Source organism: Saccharopolyspora montiporae, assembly GCF_015209505.1.
Lineage (GTDB): Bacteria > Actinomycetota > Actinomycetes > Mycobacteriales > Pseudonocardiaceae > Saccharopolyspora > Saccharopolyspora montiporae.
Genome location: NZ_JADEYC010000023.1, coordinates 1 through 15,986 on the forward strand (window position 1 = coordinate 1; position 15,986 = coordinate 15,986).

Genomic DNA, 15,986 nt, shown 5'->3' on the forward strand with positions numbered 1-15,986 from the left:
GCCGCCCGGTGCAGCTCCGCCCGGGCCGCCGCCGCATCGGCCGATGCCGCCGCAACCGCCGCACGGTCCCGGTGGCCAGCCGCCCGGCCCGCCACCGGGCGCGGGTGTTCCACCTGCGGGCCAGCAGCCACCCGGCGCTGGGCAGCCGATGCCGCCCGGCCCGCCTGCGGAACCGCCGCGCCAGCCCCCGACCCGCATCCAGGCCGCCCTGGACCCGGCGGACGTCGAGCCCGATCCGCGCCGGGACCCGGATCCGTACGACGAGTGGGATCGCCCGCCGCCCGAGGACGACCGGCCTCCGCGGGACACCTACCGCGAGCCGGTCCGCGAGCGTCCCCGCGAGCGCCGGGATCCGGACTGGGACCTGGACCGCAGCCCGAGCTGGGGCGATGAGGACCGCGGCCGGCGCAGGGAACCGCGGCGCGGGTTCAGCGAACGCTTCCGCGGCCCGAGCGCGGACAGCATCGGCCGGACCGTGCAGATCGGCACCGCGCTGATCTCGCTGATGTTCGTGCTGCACGTCGTCTTCGTGGTCAGCGGTGCCAACCAGGACAACGGCTTCGTCTCCTTCGCGTACTCGGTGGCGAAGTTCTTCGTGTTCGGGCTCGGGGACGTGTTCACCCCCGGGGACGCGACGATCGGTGTGGTGCTCAACTACGGGCTCGCCGCGCTCATCTACCTGTTCGGCGGACGGATCGTGGCGCGGGCGCTGACCCGCTGACGCATCCCTGCGCGGGGTCGCTGCGGCCGATCCCGCGCACGGATGCGCACGCCGGACGGGCGGGGGTGCTCGTCCGGTCGGGGCTGGGTAATGGCACCCTGGTGAGGGCCGGTCGGGGCCGGTGCGTTCCCGGCGCGGCCGGTGCAGGTGCGCCCGCGGGGCGGCCCGGTACGTGACCGGGCGATGACCAGGAGATGCTGCGTGGCTGATTTTTTCGGATTCATCCTCTATCCGGTGTCGGCGATCCTGTGGTTCTGGCACAAGGTCTTCGGCTTCGTGCTCGGGCCGGACAACGGCTTCGCCTGGGCGCTGTCCGTGTTCTTCCTGGTCTTCACGCTGCGCGTGGTGCTGCTCAAGCCGGCGATCAGCCAGATCCGCTCGGCGCGCAAGATGCAGAAGTTCGCCCCGCAGATCCAGAAGCTGCGCGAGAAGTACAAGGGCGATCGCCAGCGCCAGGCGCAGGAGATGCAGAAGCTGCAGTCCGAGCACGGGGTCAGCCCGCTCGGCGGCTGCCTGCCCGCGCTGCTGCAGATCCCGGTCTTCCTGAGCCTGTTCCACGTGCTGCGCAGCTTCCAGCCGGGTGCGCAGCAGAACTACGTGTTCGACGCCGAAGGCGTGCGGTCGTTCGTCGACGCGAGCATCTTCGGCGCGAAGCTGTCGAACTGGATCACGCAGCCTGCCGAGGATCTCGCGGCGTTCGGCACCGACCGCACGTCGATGATCATCGTCGGCGTGCCGCTGATGATCATCGCGTCGGTGGCGACCTACTACACGATGCGCATGTCGATGCGCAAGCAGACCGATGCGGCGATGGCCAACCCGCAGTCCGCGATGATGGCCAAGTTCATGATGTACGTCGCCCCGATCGGCGCGCTGGTCTCCGGCTGGGTGCTGCCGATCGCGGTGCTGCTCTACTGGCTGGCCAACAACGTCTGGACCCTCGGCCAGCAGCACCTGCTGACCAAGAAGATCGACCGCGAGCAGGAGCGCGAGCGGGAGCGGGAGATCGAGGCGAAGAAGGCGGTCCCGCGGCCCAAGCCCGGGCAGAAGCCCAAGCAGGGCAGGACCGACGACGCTGAGCAGGCCGCGGAGGACGAGGGCGTCGAGGGCGCCGAGACCGCGGCGGCCGGATCCAAGCCCCAGCCCGGGGCCAAGCCGAGCAACGGGCAGCGGCCCGGTGGCGGGAAGCCGGGCGGCAAGAAGAACCAGCAGAAGAACCGCCCGGGCAAGCAGGCGGCTTCGGCGAAGAAGAGCAAGAAGCGACGATAGGCAGACCCGCCGGCGTGCACGGCCCCTTCCGCGCGTTCGGGAGGGGCCGTGATGTGTGTCGCAGGGGTTCCGGCTCACGCCCCGGGCCGGCCGGCGCGGGGCCGAGGCGTCGCCGCCGGTCGCGAGGCGGGAACCCCACCCGGCGGCGCGACCGGGATTCCGCTCGGGCGGGTGTGCTGGGCCTGCCGGGCGAAGAACGGTAAAGTCGGCGTTTACCGAGCGGGAACCGATCGCTGCGCTCGATCGTTGGCACCCGTGACGGCGCAGACACGCCCAGGAGGATGAGTTGCGCACTTCGAGCAACCCCGCGTTCCGTAACCTGCCGAGCGGCGGCGGTTACGCGAACTTCGATTACGGCCGCGGGGGCGCCCCGGCCGGCCAGGCGCAGACCGCGCCGCCGCAGACCAGTCGTCCGATGACCATCGACGACGTGGTGACCAAGACCGCGATCACCCTCGGGCTCGCGGTGCTGACCGGGACGGCGACCTTCGTCGTCGGTGGGCCGCTCATCAGCCTCGCGCTGCCCGCAGCGCTGATCGGGTTCGTGATCTCGCTGGTCATCATCTTCAAGAAGAAGGTGAGCCCGGGCCTGGTCATCGCCTACTCCCTCGTGGAGGGTGTGTTCCTCGGCGGGATCAGCTACCTGTTCGGCCAGCTGTCCGGGCTCGGTACCGGGGTGATCATGCAGGCCGTCGCGGGCACCGTGGGCGTGTTCGCGGCCATGCTGGTCGTGTACAAGACCGGTGCGATCCGCGTCACGCCGAAGCTGACCAAGTGGATCATCGGCGCGGTGGCCGGTGTCGCGGTGCTGATGCTGGTCAACCTGCTCGCCAGCTTCTTCATGGAGGGCGGACTCGGCCTGCGCCAGGCCGGACCGCTCGGCATCGCGTTCAGCCTGCTGTGCATCGGTATCGCCGCGTTCAGCTTCCTGCTGGACTTCGACGCCGCGGACAAGGCGATCAAGGGCGGCGCGGATGCCAAGCTGTCCTGGTACATCGCCTTCGGGCTGATGACCACGCTGGTGTGGCTCTACATCGAGTTCCTGCGCCTGTTCAGCATGTTGAACCAGGATTGACGCGCGCCGCAGCGCGCAGCTGAAGCGGGGCGGGAACGGATCGATCCGTTCCCGCCCCGTTCTTGTCGACTACCGGGTCAGCTGAGCCGTTCGAGCACCATGGCCATGCCCTGGCCGCCGCCGACGCACATGGTCTCCAGGCCGAACTGCTTGTCGTGCCACTGCAGCGAGTTGATCAGCGTTGTGGAGATCCGGGCACCGGTCATGCCGAACGGGTGGCCCACCGCGATCGCGCCGCCGTTGACGTTGAGCTTCTCCAGCGGGATGCCCAGGTCCTGGTAGGACGGGATGACCTGCGCGGCGAACGCCTCGTTGATCTCCACGAGGTCGACGTCGCCGATGCCCATGCCCGCGCGGCCCAGCGCCTGCTTGGACGCCTCGACCGGGCCGAGCCCCATGATCTCCGGGGACAGCCCGGACACACCGGTGGACACGATCCGGGCCAGCGGGGTCAGCCCGAGCTGCTTCGCCTTGGTGTCGCTCATGATGACCAGTGCGGCCGCACCGTCGTTGAGCGGGCAGCAGTTCGCCGCGGTGACCCGCCCGTCCGGGCGGAATACCGGCTTGAGCCCGGACACGCCCTCCTTGGTCACCCCGGCGCGCGGGCCGTCGTCGGTGTTGACGACCTGGCCGGACGGAGTCGTGACCGGGGTGATCTCCCGCTCCCAGAAGCCGTTGGCGATGGACTTCTCGGCGAGGTTCTGCGAGCGGACACCGAACTCGTCCATCTCGTCGCGGCCGATCCCCTTGAGCAGCGCTAGGTTCTCCGCGGTCTGGCCCATCGGGATGTAGACGTCGGGCAGCGCGTCGAACTCGCGCGGGTCGGTCCAGGAGTCGGCGCCCTGTTCGCCGGTGCGCTGGGTGCGGTCGCGGGCCTCGTCGAACAGCGGGTTGCGCGTGTCGTCCAGGCTGTCCGAGTTGCCCTTGGCGTAGCTGGACACCATCTCGACGCCGGCGCTGATGAACACGTCGCCTTCGCCGGCCTTGATGGCGTGCAGGGCCATCCGGCTGGTCTGCAGGCTCGACGAGCAGTACCGGGTGACGGTGGTGCCGGGCAGGTGGTCGTGGCCCATCAGCACGGAGACCGCGCGGGCCATGTTGAAGCCCTGCTCGCCGCCGGGCAGTCCGCAGCCCAGCATCAGGTCGTCGATCTCGGCGGGGTCGAGCTCGGGCACCTTGGCCAGCGCGGCCTGCACGATCTGCGCGGTGAGGTCGTCCGGCCGCAGGCCGACCAGCGACCCCTTGCCGGCGCGGCCGATGGGCGAACGCGCGGTGGCGACAATGACAGCTTCGGGCATCGGGAACTCCTTCGTTCGCTCCGGTCGCGGACCCGGGGCGGCGCGCACCGGACGGCATCGCCTGTTCACCGGTCACTCTAGGGCTGCCCGGGCAATCTTGGCCGTGATCGCGGTCACCGGGCGGCGCCGCCAACCGACCATTCAGTATCACACGTTCCCACCTGGGGAAATGCGTTGTCCCACTGAGTCGGTTCAGTCCCCGCCGCGATGCAGGGTCCGGTTGATCCGCGACACGATCCGGCTGGTCGGCCGCCGCGCCTCCGCCGCGGAGGACCTGGTCGGCGCAGCGGGCAGCGGACCGCCGCGCCACTGGCCCAGCGCCGTGCACATCACCGGGAGCAGCAGGGTTGCCGCGGCCTCGTAGCCCGCCGCCGAGGGGTGGAACCGGTCGGTGCTGAAGAACTCCGCGGGGCGGGTCAGGAACTCGGGGGACAGCAGGTCGGCCAGCGGTACCGCGTACCCGCCCGCGGCCTCCACCGCGGTGCGCTGCGCCCGGCCCAGCGCCAGGCTCCACCTGCTGGCGATCGAACGCAGCGGTTGCGGGATCGGCCGGATCGCGCCCAGGTCGGGGCAGGTGCCCACCACCACGGCCACCCCCTGCGCGGTGAGCCTGCGCACGGCATCGCCGAGCAGCGCGGCGCTGGACGCGACGCCGAGCTTGGAGGTCACGTCGTTGGCCCCGACGATGATCAGCACCAGCTGTGGCGGGTGGGCCGAGACGGCGTCGACCTGCTCGGCCAGCCCCTGCGAGGTCGTGCCGACGATCGCCCGGGTGGTCAGCGCCACCGGCACCTCGATCTCGGCGGCCAGGCCCCGCGCCAGCCGGACCCCGGGCAGCTCGTCCGGGAAATCCACCCCCAGCCCGGCGGCCGAGGAATCGCCGAGCACCGCCAGTTCCAGCGGCTCGGCGCCGGTGGTCAGGTCCTGCCGGGGCACCGGTCCGAGGCCGGTGGGCAAGTGCACCCCGTCGGCGCACAGCGGTTCGCGAGCCGGCGGTCCGATGATCCGCCGGGCATGCCGGGACTGGCCGTTGAGCAGGCCGTAGGCGGCGCCGGACAGGCCACCGGCGGTTCCGGCCGCCAGGATCGCCAGCCGGAGGGCCCTCGCCCCGATCATGCGCCACTCCTGTTCTGCCGGGCACCGGCGGTCGCCAGATGGTCCCGCAGCGCCCTCGGCGCCGCGATCGGCCTTCCCGCCGGTGTGTCGTGCGCGCGACCGCGTGGGTCGGCGGCTGATCAGCAGTTTAGGCTCGGCGGGACACACGCCGACTACAGGATCGGGGGCAGGACGTGGACTACGCCGAGCATGTGGTCGATCTGGTGGGCGATACCCCGCTGGTGCGGCTGGGCACGATCGCCGTGAGCGGTGTTCCGGTGCTGGCCAAGGTCGAGTACTTGAACCCGGGCGGCAGCGTCAAGGACCGCATCGCGCTGCGCATGGTCGAGGCGGCCGAGGAGTCCGGGGAGCTGCGCCCGGGCGGCACGATCGTCGAGCCGACCTCCGGCAACACCGGTGTCGGACTGGCCATGGTCGCCCAGCGCAAGGGCTACCGCTGCGTGTTCGTCTGCCCGGACAAGGTCAGCGAGGACAAGCGCAACGTGCTCGTCGCCTACGGTGCCGAGGTCGTGGTGTGCCCCACCGCGGTACCACCGGGGCACCCGGAGTCCTACTACAGCGTCTCCGACCGGCTCGTCGAGGAGATCGACGGCGCCTGGAAACCCGACCAGTACTCCAACCCGGCCAACCCGGAATCGCACTACCGCTCCACCGGTCCCGAGATCTGGGAGCGGACCGGCGGGCGGGTGACGCACTTCGTGGCCGGGATCGGCACCGGCGGCACGATCTCCGGCACCGGCCGCTACCTCAAGGAGATCTCGGACGGCCGGGTGCGCATCGTGGGCGCCGATCCGGAGGGCTCGGTGTACTCCGGCGGCAGCGGCCGCCCCTACCTGGTGGAAGGCGTCGGCGAGGACTTCTGGCCGACCACGTACGACCGCGAGGTCTGCGATGAGATCGTGCCGGTGTCCGACGCCGACTCGTTCCAGATGACCCGCCGACTGGCCAGGGAGGAAGCCCTGCTCGTCGGCGGCTCGTGCGGGATGGCGGTGGCGGCCGCGGTGCAGGTCGCCGAGCGCGCCGAGCCGGACGACGTGGTCGTGGTGCTGCTGCCCGACGGCGGGCGGGGCTACCTCACCAAGGTCTTCAACGACTCCTGGATGGCCTCCTACGGCTTCCTGTCCCCGGACCACACCGGCCGTTCGGTCGGGGACGTGCTGCGCCGCAAGGACGGCACGCTGCCCGAGCTCGTGCACGTGCACCCGAACGAAACGGTGGCCGAGGCGGTCGCGATCCTGCGCGAGTTCGGCATCTCGCAGATGCCGGTGGTCAGCGCGGAACCGCCGATCATGGCCGCCGAGGTGGTCGGGGCGGTACACGAGCACGAGCTGCTGGACGGGCTGTTCGGCGGTTCGGTCAACCTGGCCGACCGGGTGGAGGACCACATGTCGCGGTCGCTGCCGACGATCGGGGCGGGTGAGGAGATCAGCGTCGCGCTGCGCTCGCTGGCCCACGCCGACGGCGCGATGGTGCTGGTCGGCGGCAAGCCCGCCGGTGTGGTGACCCGGCAGGACGTGCTCGGTTTCATCGCCGGCCGCTGAAAGCGGTGGATTCGGGTGGATCGCAACTGAGTGCCGAAACGATCAGCTAGCGTGGGCACCGGCGCCACGCCAGCCCACGCACGAAGACAGCGCGCCCGGCGCAGGACGCGGTCCGCGCGGGACGTCACGACCCACGCCAGGGAGTAGGACAAACCGATGAGCTCTCCGCAGCCGCCCGATGGTGGGCAGCAGGATCAGCAGCCGCAGGGAGCCGGTGACCAGCCGAGCCCCGGCCAGGGCGCCGAGGGCGGTGACGCGACCCAGGTCGTTCGACCGGCTCAGCCCCCGAACCAGCAGCCCGCCGGCGGCGACTCCACGCAGGTGGTGCCGCCTGCCGGGCAGGGTGGGCAGCCCATGTACCAGCAGCCCGGCCAGGGCGGCCCGGGCGGCGGTGACGCGACCTCGGTCGTGCCGCCGTCCATGCAGCCGGCGCAGCCGATGTACCAGCAGCCGGGGACGCAGAGCCAGCCCGGTGGCTTCCCGGCTCAGCCCCCGCAGCAGCAGCCCGGTCAGCCGGGAGGTTTCCAGCAGCCCGGTACGCCGGGCGGTGGGTTCCAGCAGCCGGGCACTCCGGGTGGCGGCTTCCCACCGCCGCAGGCGCAGGGCGGCTTCGGCGCCCCCGCACCCGGCGGCGCCTTCGGCCAGCCCGGTCAGGGTGATGTGGGCACGCTGCCCGCGGCCCAGTGGGTGACGTTCATCCTCGCCGGGCTCGCGCTGCTCGGGGGAGTCGTCGGCGGCATCTCGATGATGTCGCTCCTCCCGGGTGCCGGGATCATGACGCTGCTGTTCTCGCTGATCGGGGCCGGCCTGTGGTTCACCGGCGCCTGGTTCGGCGGCCAGGGCAAGCAGTGGGCCCGGATCATGCTGACCGTGATGTCCGGCATCAGCGTTCTCGGCGGGCTCATCAACCTCATCATGGGGATGGCCGCCGGCATCATCACGCTGCTGATCGGTGCTGCGATCATCACGCTGTGGTGGCTGCCGTCCACCACGCGCGGGATGCAGACCAAGGCCGGTGCGCCCGCGCCCGGTGGTTTCGGCGGCCCGGGCCAGGGCGGCTTCGGCCAGCCGCAGCAGCCGTTCGGCCAGCAGCCCCCGCAGTTCGGCCAGCAGCCGCAGCAGGGCTTCGGCGGGCAGCAGCCCCCGCAGCAGTTCGGTGGCCAGCCGCAGCAGGGGTTCGGCCAGCAGCCCCCGCAGCAGGGCGGATTCCCGCCTCCGGGGCAGCAGCAGCCGCCGCAGTGGTGACCGCCGCAGGTTCCACCGGTGCGGCCTGCAACGCAGCGCAGTGACCTCAGCGCCCCGTCCGCCATCCGCGGGCGGGGCGCTGCTGTGTTCGGGCGCGGCCCGAATCTGCGACCGCGCCCCGAGCCCGTACGCTGCTGCACATGAGTGACGGATTCGCCACCCGCGCCATCCACGCGGGCCAGGAGGCAGACCCGGCCACCGGGTCGGTGATCGTGCCGATCCACGCCACCTCGACCTACGCCCAGGACGGCGTCGGCGGGCAGCGGGCCGGTTTCGAGTACTCGCGCACCGGCAATCCCACCCGGTCCGCGCTGGAGGAGTGCCTGGCCTCGCTGGAGGGCGCGCGGTTCGGTCGGGCGTTCGGTTCGGGCATGGCCGCCACCGACGCGGTCCTGCGGGCCTCGCTGCGCCCCGGCGACCACATGGTGATCCCGGACGACGCCTACGGCGGGACGTTCCGGCTGGTGGACAAGGTGTTCACCGAGTGGGGCGTGGACCACACGCCCGCGCAGCTGTCCGATGTGGACTCCGTTCGCGCCGCGCTGCGGCCGAACACCAAGCTGATCTGGGTCGAGACACCGACCAACCCGCTGCTCAACATCGCCGACATCGCCGCGCTCGCCCAGCTCGCCGGGGAATCCGGGGCGCGGCTCGTCGTGGACAACACGTTCGCCTCGCCGTACCTGCAGCAGCCGATGGAGCTCGGCGCGAACGCGGTTGTGCACTCCACGACGAAGTACCTCGGCGGCCACTCCGACGTGGTCGGCGGTGCGGTGGTCACCTCGGACGAGGAGCTCGCCGGGCAGATCGCCTTCCTGCAGAACAGCGCCGGTGCGGTTCCCGGACCGTTCGACGCCTGGCTGACCCTGCGCGGGGCGAAGACGCTGGCGGTGCGCATGGATCGGCACAGCAGCAACGCCGAGCGGATCGTGGCCGCGCTGGAGGGTCATCCCAAGGTGTCCCGCGTCTTCTACCCGGGCCTGCCCGCGCACCCGCGTCACGAGGTCGCGGCCAAGCAGATGTCCCGGTTCGGCGGGATGGTTTCGTTCACGCACGCCGATGGCGAGCAGGCGGCGCTGGAGGTCTGCGCGCGTACCCGGCTGTTCACGCTGGCGGAGTCGCTGGGCGGCGTCGAATCGCTCATCGAGCACCCGGGGCAGATGACGCACGCCAGCACCGCCGGATCGATGCTGCAGGTGCCCGCGGACCTGGTCCGCCTGTCGGTGGGCATCGAGGAACCGGGCGACCTGGTCGACGACCTGCTCGACGCGCTCGGCTGAGCGCGGCTCAGCGCTGCACGGCCGGGTCGGAGCCGTCCGGGAGTTCGGCGGGGCCGGACTCACCGGGCACCACCGGCAGGTCGTCGCTGCGCAGGCAGCCGCCGACCAGCTCCACCGCCCCGTCCCGCGGGAGGAAGGCGCCGGGGTCGTCGCACCCGGCGTGCAGCACCGCGAGCACCGCTGTGCCGGTCAGCAGCACGGCACCGGCGAAACCGGTCGCGAGGGCGCTGCTGGTGGAGGTGCGCGCGGGCATGCTTCCTCCCCGGTGTCGGCGGGACAGCCCTGCGTCGGGCGCCCGGTCGGCGGGAAACCCCGGGTCCGGTCGGGAGAATCCGGGAATCCCGGTGCGCTGAGACTACCGCCAACCGGCCCGGCACACCGTCTTCCGGTTCCGCGCCCCGGGCGCACCGATGCCGCGTCACCCGATCGGCGGCAGGCGTCCTGCGCTGCGTTCGGGTCTCATCCGGGGGTACGCGGTGGCACGATTGCGCCATGCGGCTGATCGGCCTGGAACACATCCGCGCCGCCGGGGAGCAGTTGCTCGGTGTGGCGCGGCGGACTCCGCTGGAGCACACGCGGGTGCTGGCCGAGCAGTTCGGCGCACCTGTTCACCTCAAGTGCGAGAACCTGCAGCGCACCGGATCGTTCAAGCTGCGCGGCGCGTACGTGCGGCTGTGCGGGCTCGATCCGGCGCAGCGCGCGGCCGGCGTCGTGGCCGCGAGCGCGGGCAACCACGCGCAAGGCGTGGCGCTGGCGGCGCAGCTGCTGGGCATCCGGGCCACCGTGTTCATGCCGGAGCGGGTTCCGCTGCCCAAGCTCGCCGCGACCCGCGCCTATGGCGCCGAGGTCCGGCTGTGCGGCGGACCGCTGGAGGAGACGCTGACCGCGGCCGAGGCCTACGCCTCCGAGACCGGGGCCGAGTTCATCCACCCCTTCGACCACCCGGACGTCATCGCGGGCCAGGGGACGGTGGGTGCGGAGATCCTGGACCAGCTGCCCGGGGTGCGCACGATCCTGGTGCCGACCGGCGGCGGAGGTCTGGTGGCCGGGGTCGCCGCCGCGGTGCGGGCACGCGCGCCGCACGTCCGCGTCGTCGGCGTGCAGGCCGCGCAGGCGGCCGCCTGGCCCCCGTCGCTGGCGGCGGGGGAGCCGGTGCGGCTGCAGTCGGCGACCACGATGGCCGACGGGATCGCGGTGGGCGCACCCGGGCCGGTCACCTTCGCGCACGTGTCCGAGCTGGTCGACGATGTGCTGGCCGTGCGCGAGGAATCGCTGTCCCAGGCGCTGCTGCTGTGCTTGGAGCGGGCGAAGTTGGTCGTCGAGCCCGCCGGGGTGGCTGCGGTCGCGGCGCTGCTGGAGCACTCGGAACGGCTGGCCGGGCCCGCGGTCGCAGTGCTGTCCGGCGGCAACATCGATCCGCTCCTGTTGCTGCAGCTGGTCCAGCACGGGATGACCGCGGCCGGGCGCTATCTCTCGCTGCAGGTGCGGCTACCGGACCGACCCGGCGCGTTGGCGGGCCTGCTGGGCCGGCTGCAGGAGGGCAACGCGAACGTGCTCGATATCGCGCATTCCCGGATCTCCGGGGCGTTGGAGTTGGGCGAGGTGGACGTGCAGGTGTCGTTGGAAACGCGCGGACCGCAACACCGGGAATCGGTGGTCGAACAACTGGAATCCGCCGGCTTCACAATTGTCGCCGCGCGCTGAACCGCGCATTTCCTCGGATATCCGAATGCGGATGTCCTCCGGCGCAGAATGGTTCCGGGAAGGACTTCTTCCGCCGCTGGCCGCCCGGCCGGTGGCGGATGTGCGGGCGCGGCACGGGACCGTGGCCGCGCCCGCAGGCGCTCACAGGTTGCCGCGCAGCTCCTGCTCGCGCTCGATCGCCTCGAAAAGCGCCTTGAAGTTGCCCTTCCCGAAGCCCAGCGAACCGTGCCGCTCGATCAGTTCGAAGAAGACGGTCGGTCGATCGCCCACCGGTTTGGTGAAGATCTGCAGCAAGTAGCCGTCCTCGTCGCGGTCCACGAGCACGCCGTGCTGCTTGAGGGTCTCGATCGGCACCCGGACCTCGCCGATGCGTTCGCGCAGCTGAGGATCGTCGTAATAGGTGTCCGGCGCGGCGAGGAACTCCAGTCCGGCCCGGCGCATCGCGGTCACCGCGCCGATGATGTCCCCGGTGGCCAGTGCGATGTGCTGGCAGCCCGGACCGCGGTAGTACTGCAGGAATTCGTCGATCTGCGAGGTGCGCTCGCCCGCGGCGGGTTCGTTGAGCGGGAACTTGACCCGGTGGTTGCCGTTGGAGACGACCTTGCTCATCAGCGCCGAGTACTCGGTGGCGATGTCGTCGCCGACGAACTCGGCCATGTTCGCGAAACCCAGCACGCGGTTGTAGAACGCCACCCAGTGGTCCATGCCGCCGAGTTCGACGTTGCCCACGCAGTGGTCCACCGCCTGGAACAGGCGCTTCGGCGCGTCGGCCGGCTTGCGGAAGCCGGATGCGGCGGCGGTGTACCCGGGCAGGTACGGCCCCTGGTAGCCGGTGCGGTCCAGCAGCGTGTGCCGGGTGTCGCCGTAGGTGGCGATCGCCGCGATGCGCACCGTGCCGTGCTCGTCGGTGATGTCGTGCGGCTCGTCGAGCACCTGCGCGCCGTTCGCCCGGGCGTGCTCGACGCAGCGGTCCACGTCGGCCACCTGCAGGGCCAAGTCGGTCACCCCGTCGCCGTGCCTGCGGTGGTGGTCGGCCAGCGGGCTGTCCGGATCGACGGCCCCGCGCAGCACGAACCGCGCCGATCCGGAGCGCAGCACGAAGCCCTTGTGGTCGCGGTTGCCCTGCTCGGGGCCGGTGGTGGCGACGAGTTCCATGCCGAACGCGGCCTGGTAGAACAGCGCGGCCTGGGTGGCGTTGCCGACGGTGAACACCACGGCGTCCAAGGCCCGGACCGGGAACGGATCGCGCGTGTCGTCGTGCTCGACGAGCCCGACCAGCGCGCGCAGCTGGTCGTAGGTGACGTCGTCGAGCCTGCGGGCCCGATCCTCGGGTCCTGTTTGGTCGACGGGTCCTGTTTGGTCGACGGGCCTGGTCACGAGTCCTCCCCGTTGGTCGCGATGGTGGCGACAGCGTGCGCGGGCGGTGCGCGACGGGCAACCGGGGTTGAATCGGCTGTGCAGGTTGTCCAGCATGGGCCGGACGGGCCGAGCGGTGGCCGGGCAGCCTGCCCAGCGCCGGGGTCGCGCTGCGCCGGCCGGGTGAGCGGGGTGGTCATGTACGGGCGAACCGAGGACGGACCCGGCCTCGACGCACTGGACGCGCGGTTGTTGCTGCTGCTGTCCGACGAGCCGCGGCTGGGCGTGCTGGAGTGCTCGCGGCGCCTGGGCGTTGCCCGCGGGACCGTGCAGGCGCGGCTGGATCGGATGATCCGGCGCGGTGCGCTGGCCGGATTCCCGCCCGAACTGGACCTGGCCGCGCTGGGCTACGGGCTGACCGCGTTCGCGGTGCTGGAGATCGCCCAGGGCAGGCGGGGGTCGGTGGCGGACCGGCTGGCCGCCGTGGGCGAGGTGTGCGAGGTGCACGCCACGACGGGGCAGGGCGATCTGTTCGTGCGCGTGGTCGCGCGGTCCAACGACGACCTGCAGCGGGTGATCGACGAGATCGTCGGCATCTCCGGTGTGCTGCGCACGTCGACCTCGATCGCGCTGTCCACCCCGGTGCGCCCGCGGGTGCGGCCGCTGCTGGAACGACTCGCCGATACGGACTGACCTGCGCAGAAAGGCGGCGCGGGCACCCCACCGGGTACCCGCGCCGCCGACGTCGGTGTGCGCCCGGCGCGCGCCGGGCCAGCGGTGCGTCAGCCGGTGAAGGGCTCCGCCTTGACCAGGGTCACCTTCATCGTGCCGCCGTTGGGCAGCTCGTACTCGCGGGTCTCGCCCTCCTTGGCGTCGAGCAGGGCCTGGCCCAGCGGGGAGCTCGGCGAGTACACCTCGATGTCGCCGTGCGCGCCTTCTTCGCGGGTGGCCAGCAGGAACTGCTCGGTCTCGTCCTCGCCGTCGAAGCGCACGGTCAGCACCGAGCCCGGCTTGGCGACCCCGGATTCGGTCGGGATGTCGCCCACCTTGGCGGTGCGCAGCAGTTCCTGGAGCTGGCGGATGCGGGACTCCATCTGGCCCTGCTCTTCCCGGGCGGCGTGGTAACCGCCGTTCTCCCGCAGGTCGCCTTCCTCCCGGGCCTCGTTGATCTTCGAGGCGATCACCGGGCGGTTGGCGACGAGCTCGTCCAGCTCACCCTTGAGCCGGTCGTAAGCATCCTGGGTCAGCCAGGTCACCTGGGTCTCGCTCACGGTCACCACTCCTCGTCGACTGCGGCTCCGCCCTCTCGCGGGCCAACTTCGTCCCGCCCCGGTGTGCAGGTTGCGGCCAGGAACGGAAAAACACGGCCCGCGCGGGGCCGTGCTGTTATTCGACAATAGCACGAATTGTCACGCCGGGACCGGGGAATTTTCCGGCGTCCGGCGTGCAGGGACAGTCTTCACCCGGTTGGCCGTAGGTGGGTGGACAAATATTCCGGGACGTTGTAAGTGCAGCCGTAAACCTCGCCGGACTTGCCCTCGTAGGTCGTGCGCAATTCCGTTTCCAGGCGGAAGGTTCCGTCGGTCGGCGGGACCAGGACCTCCTTGCGGCCGACTTCCTCGCCCGCCCCGCCGCGGGCGCGCACCACGCAGGCGGCCGGGCGCTGCGGGTCGTCCCGCTGGACCTCGATCGCCAGGCGCAGCGTGTGCTCGTCGACGGCGTCGTAGGTGATCCGGTCGCCCTCGATCGGCTGGGTGCCGAGGTTGTTGTAGGCGACGAGCGTCCCGCCGACCAGGGCCACCAGGACCGCGGTGAACAGCGCCCAGCGCAGCGCCGGGTGGCGGCGCCGGGTGCGCCCGCGCGACCCGTACCGGTCGCCGAGGGGCTGCTGCTGGGTCACCGCGTTCCTCCGTGGGAGTCGTGCGGGTGTAGGCCGGGTCACTCCACCGCACCGCACCCGGGGCCGTTGCCGTCGGTGTCGAGCCCACCGGGAACAATGGGGGCCGACGTCCACGTTGAGTATCCCCGGGATGTCCTGCGGCCGTGCAGCGGGGCCGGGGTGTCGTGTAGTGCTGTTGCGAGTGGGAGGACGACCGGGCGATGGCTGATGGGCTGCGGCTGATGACCGTGCACGCGCATCCGGACGACGAGGCCAGCAAGGGTGCGGCGACGACCGCGCGCTACGTGGCCGAGGGGCACGACGTGATGGTCGTCACCTGCACCGGAGGTGAGGCCGGCAGCATCCTGAACCCGGCCATGGATCGTCCGGACGTGGTGGCGAACCTGCCGGAGGTCCGGCGCAAGGAGATGGCCGAGGCGGCCGCGATCCTGGGCGTGCAGCACCGCTGGCTCGGTTTCGTGGACTCCGGGCTGCCGGAAGGGGATCCGCTCCCGCCGCTGCCGGAGGGCTGCTTCGCCACCGTCGATCCGCAGGAGTCCACCCGTGAACTGGTCCAGGTGGTGCGCGAGTTCCGCCCGCACGTGCTGATCACCTACGACGAGAACGGCGGCTACCCGCACCCGGACCACGTGCGCTGCCACGAGGTTTCGATCGCCGCCTTCGACGCGGCCGGCGACCCGGAGCTGTTCCAGGACGTCGGCGAGCCCTGGCAGCCGCTGAAGCTCTACTACTCGCACGGCTTCTCCCGGAAGCGCATGGAGCTGTTCCACGAGGGGCTGCTCGCGGAGGGGATGGACTCGCCGTACGGCGAGTGGCTGGCCAAGTGGGACGGTTCCCGCCCCGACCCGAACGCGCGGGTGACTACCCGGGTCGAGTGCGGTGACTACTTCGAGGTGCGCGACGACGCGTTGCGCGCCCACGCGACCCAGATCGACCCGAACAGCCGCTGGTTCGCGGTTCCGGCCGACATGCAGCGCAGGCTGTGGCCGACGGAGGACTACGAGCTGGTCCGTTCGCTGGTCGACACCACGTTGCCGGAGGAGGACCTGTTCTCCGGCGTGCAGGAGAAGGTGTGCGCATGAGTGTCCAGGAGACCGTCGGCCTCGTGCTGGCGCAGGGCTTCGGCCCGTCCGACGACCCGGGCGGGCAGGGCGAGGACTTCGGCAAGTCCTCGCCGGTGGGGCTGCTGCTGCTGGTGGTGTTCGCGATCTCGATCGTCCTGCTGGTGCGGTCGATGACCAAGCACCTCAAGCGGCTCCCGGTGAACTTCGACCAGGGCAAGGCCGACGCCGCGGCCCCGGCGCGCGCCACGGCGGACGCCGACCCGGACGGCCAGGACGCCGACCCGGTCGGCGGGGGAGCGGGCACCGAGCCCGGGAGCACCGAATCCCCGGGCCGGGACAAGAGTTCCGGCGACACCTAGGCGGCGGCTGATCCCCCGGGTGGGTGCGCCTGCCGCGGGGCGGTGGGACGCTGGGTGC

At 71.7% G+C, this 15,986-nt stretch carries 16 protein-coding genes; 10 read left to right on the forward strand and 6 right to left on the reverse strand.

The window, feature by feature from the left end; translation table 11 throughout:
• The 3 genes from IQ251_RS19795 to IQ251_RS14240 form a co-directional block, all read left to right on the forward strand.
• Positions 1 to 721, forward strand: a 721-nt coding sequence (locus tag IQ251_RS19795; RefSeq protein WP_228046904.1) for a hypothetical protein, incomplete at its 5' end; no start/stop codon positions are given.
• Between the two features lie 183 nt (positions 722 to 904).
• Complete coding sequence (gene yidC, locus IQ251_RS14235; RefSeq protein ID WP_193929059.1) at positions 905 to 1,990, forward strand: membrane protein insertase YidC; 1,086 nt, start codon at positions 905 to 907, stop codon at positions 1,988 to 1,990.
• 286 nt (positions 1,991 to 2,276) lie between these two features.
• On the forward strand, positions 2,277 to 3,065 hold the full coding sequence (locus tag IQ251_RS14240; RefSeq protein WP_193929060.1) for a Bax inhibitor-1/YccA family protein: 789 nt from the start codon (positions 2,277 to 2,279) through the stop codon (positions 3,063 to 3,065).
• 77 nt (positions 3,066 to 3,142) lie between these two features.
• Here the strand turns inward: IQ251_RS14240 and IQ251_RS14245 are convergent, their stop codons facing one another.
• Positions 3,143 to 4,363: an acetyl-CoA C-acetyltransferase gene (locus tag IQ251_RS14245; RefSeq protein ID WP_193929061.1), complete on the reverse strand. Its 1,221-nt coding sequence runs from the start codon at positions 4,361 to 4,363 to the stop codon at positions 3,143 to 3,145.
• Between the two features lie 192 nt (positions 4,364 to 4,555).
• On the reverse strand, positions 4,556 to 5,479 hold the full coding sequence (locus tag IQ251_RS14250) for an SGNH/GDSL hydrolase family protein (RefSeq protein WP_193929062.1): 924 nt from the start codon (positions 5,477 to 5,479) through the stop codon (positions 4,556 to 4,558).
• Between the two features lie 173 nt (positions 5,480 to 5,652).
• Between IQ251_RS14250 and IQ251_RS14255 the strand changes: the two genes are divergently transcribed.
• From IQ251_RS14255 to IQ251_RS14265, 3 genes are all read left to right on the forward strand, one after another.
• The gene (locus IQ251_RS14255; protein ID WP_193929063.1) at positions 5,653 to 7,020 is read left to right on the forward strand and encodes a cystathionine beta-synthase; all 1,368 of its coding nucleotides are present in this window, start codon (positions 5,653 to 5,655) and stop codon (positions 7,018 to 7,020) included.
• Between the two features lie 156 nt (positions 7,021 to 7,176).
• Positions 7,177 to 8,265, forward strand: a complete 1,089-nt coding sequence (locus tag IQ251_RS14260; protein WP_193929064.1) for a hypothetical protein — start codon at positions 7,177 to 7,179, stop codon at positions 8,263 to 8,265.
• Between the two features lie 140 nt (positions 8,266 to 8,405).
• Positions 8,406 to 9,545 (forward strand): cystathionine gamma-synthase, encoded by a 1,140-nt coding sequence (locus IQ251_RS14265; RefSeq protein WP_193929065.1) that lies wholly within the window; start codon positions 8,406 to 8,408, stop codon positions 9,543 to 9,545.
• Positions 9,546 to 9,552: 7 nt separating this feature from the next.
• On the opposite strand, the gene IQ251_RS14270 is transcribed toward IQ251_RS14265, so the two are convergent.
• The gene (locus IQ251_RS14270) at positions 9,553 to 9,798 is read right to left on the reverse strand and encodes a hypothetical protein (RefSeq protein ID WP_193929066.1); all 246 of its coding nucleotides are present in this window, start codon (positions 9,796 to 9,798) and stop codon (positions 9,553 to 9,555) included.
• A gap of 239 nt (positions 9,799 to 10,037) precedes the next feature.
• Here IQ251_RS14270 and ilvA point away from each other — a divergent pair, with 239 nt between their 5' ends.
• A complete protein-coding gene (gene ilvA, locus IQ251_RS14275; RefSeq protein ID WP_193929067.1) occupies positions 10,038 to 11,249 on the forward strand; it encodes a threonine ammonia-lyase in 1,212 nt (403 codons plus the stop codon).
• A gap of 141 nt (positions 11,250 to 11,390) precedes the next feature.
• On the opposite strand, the gene hppD is transcribed toward ilvA, so the two are convergent.
• A complete protein-coding gene (gene hppD / locus IQ251_RS14280; protein ID WP_228046937.1) occupies positions 11,391 to 12,536 on the reverse strand; it encodes a 4-hydroxyphenylpyruvate dioxygenase in 1,146 nt (381 codons plus the stop codon).
• A gap of 267 nt (positions 12,537 to 12,803) precedes the next feature.
• Between hppD and IQ251_RS14285 the strand changes: the two genes are divergently transcribed.
• Positions 12,804 to 13,298 (forward strand): Lrp/AsnC family transcriptional regulator, encoded by a 495-nt coding sequence (locus tag IQ251_RS14285; RefSeq protein WP_193929069.1) that lies wholly within the window; start codon positions 12,804 to 12,806, stop codon positions 13,296 to 13,298.
• An 89-nt stretch (positions 13,299 to 13,387) separates the two neighbouring features.
• Here IQ251_RS14285 and greA read toward each other — a convergent pair whose 3' ends face one another.
• Both greA and IQ251_RS14295 read right to left on the reverse strand, forming a co-directional pair.
• Complete coding sequence (greA, locus tag IQ251_RS14290; protein WP_193929070.1) at positions 13,388 to 13,876, reverse strand: transcription elongation factor GreA; 489 nt, start codon at positions 13,874 to 13,876, stop codon at positions 13,388 to 13,390.
• Between the two features lie 188 nt (positions 13,877 to 14,064).
• The gene (locus tag IQ251_RS14295; RefSeq protein WP_193929071.1) at positions 14,065 to 14,505 is read right to left on the reverse strand and encodes a DUF4307 domain-containing protein; all 441 of its coding nucleotides are present in this window, start codon (positions 14,503 to 14,505) and stop codon (positions 14,065 to 14,067) included.
• A 200-nt stretch (positions 14,506 to 14,705) separates the two neighbouring features.
• Between IQ251_RS14295 and mca the strand changes: the two genes are divergently transcribed.
• Both mca and IQ251_RS14305 read left to right on the forward strand, forming a co-directional pair.
• Positions 14,706 to 15,587: a mycothiol conjugate amidase Mca gene (gene mca / locus IQ251_RS14300; RefSeq protein WP_193929072.1), complete on the forward strand. Its 882-nt coding sequence runs from the start codon at positions 14,706 to 14,708 to the stop codon at positions 15,585 to 15,587.
• A complete protein-coding gene (locus IQ251_RS14305) occupies positions 15,584 to 15,928 on the forward strand; it encodes a hypothetical protein (protein WP_228046907.1) in 345 nt (114 codons plus the stop codon). The genes mca and IQ251_RS14305 overlap by 4 nt, the downstream gene beginning before the upstream one ends.
• Positions 15,929 to 15,986: the final 58 nt, after the last annotated feature.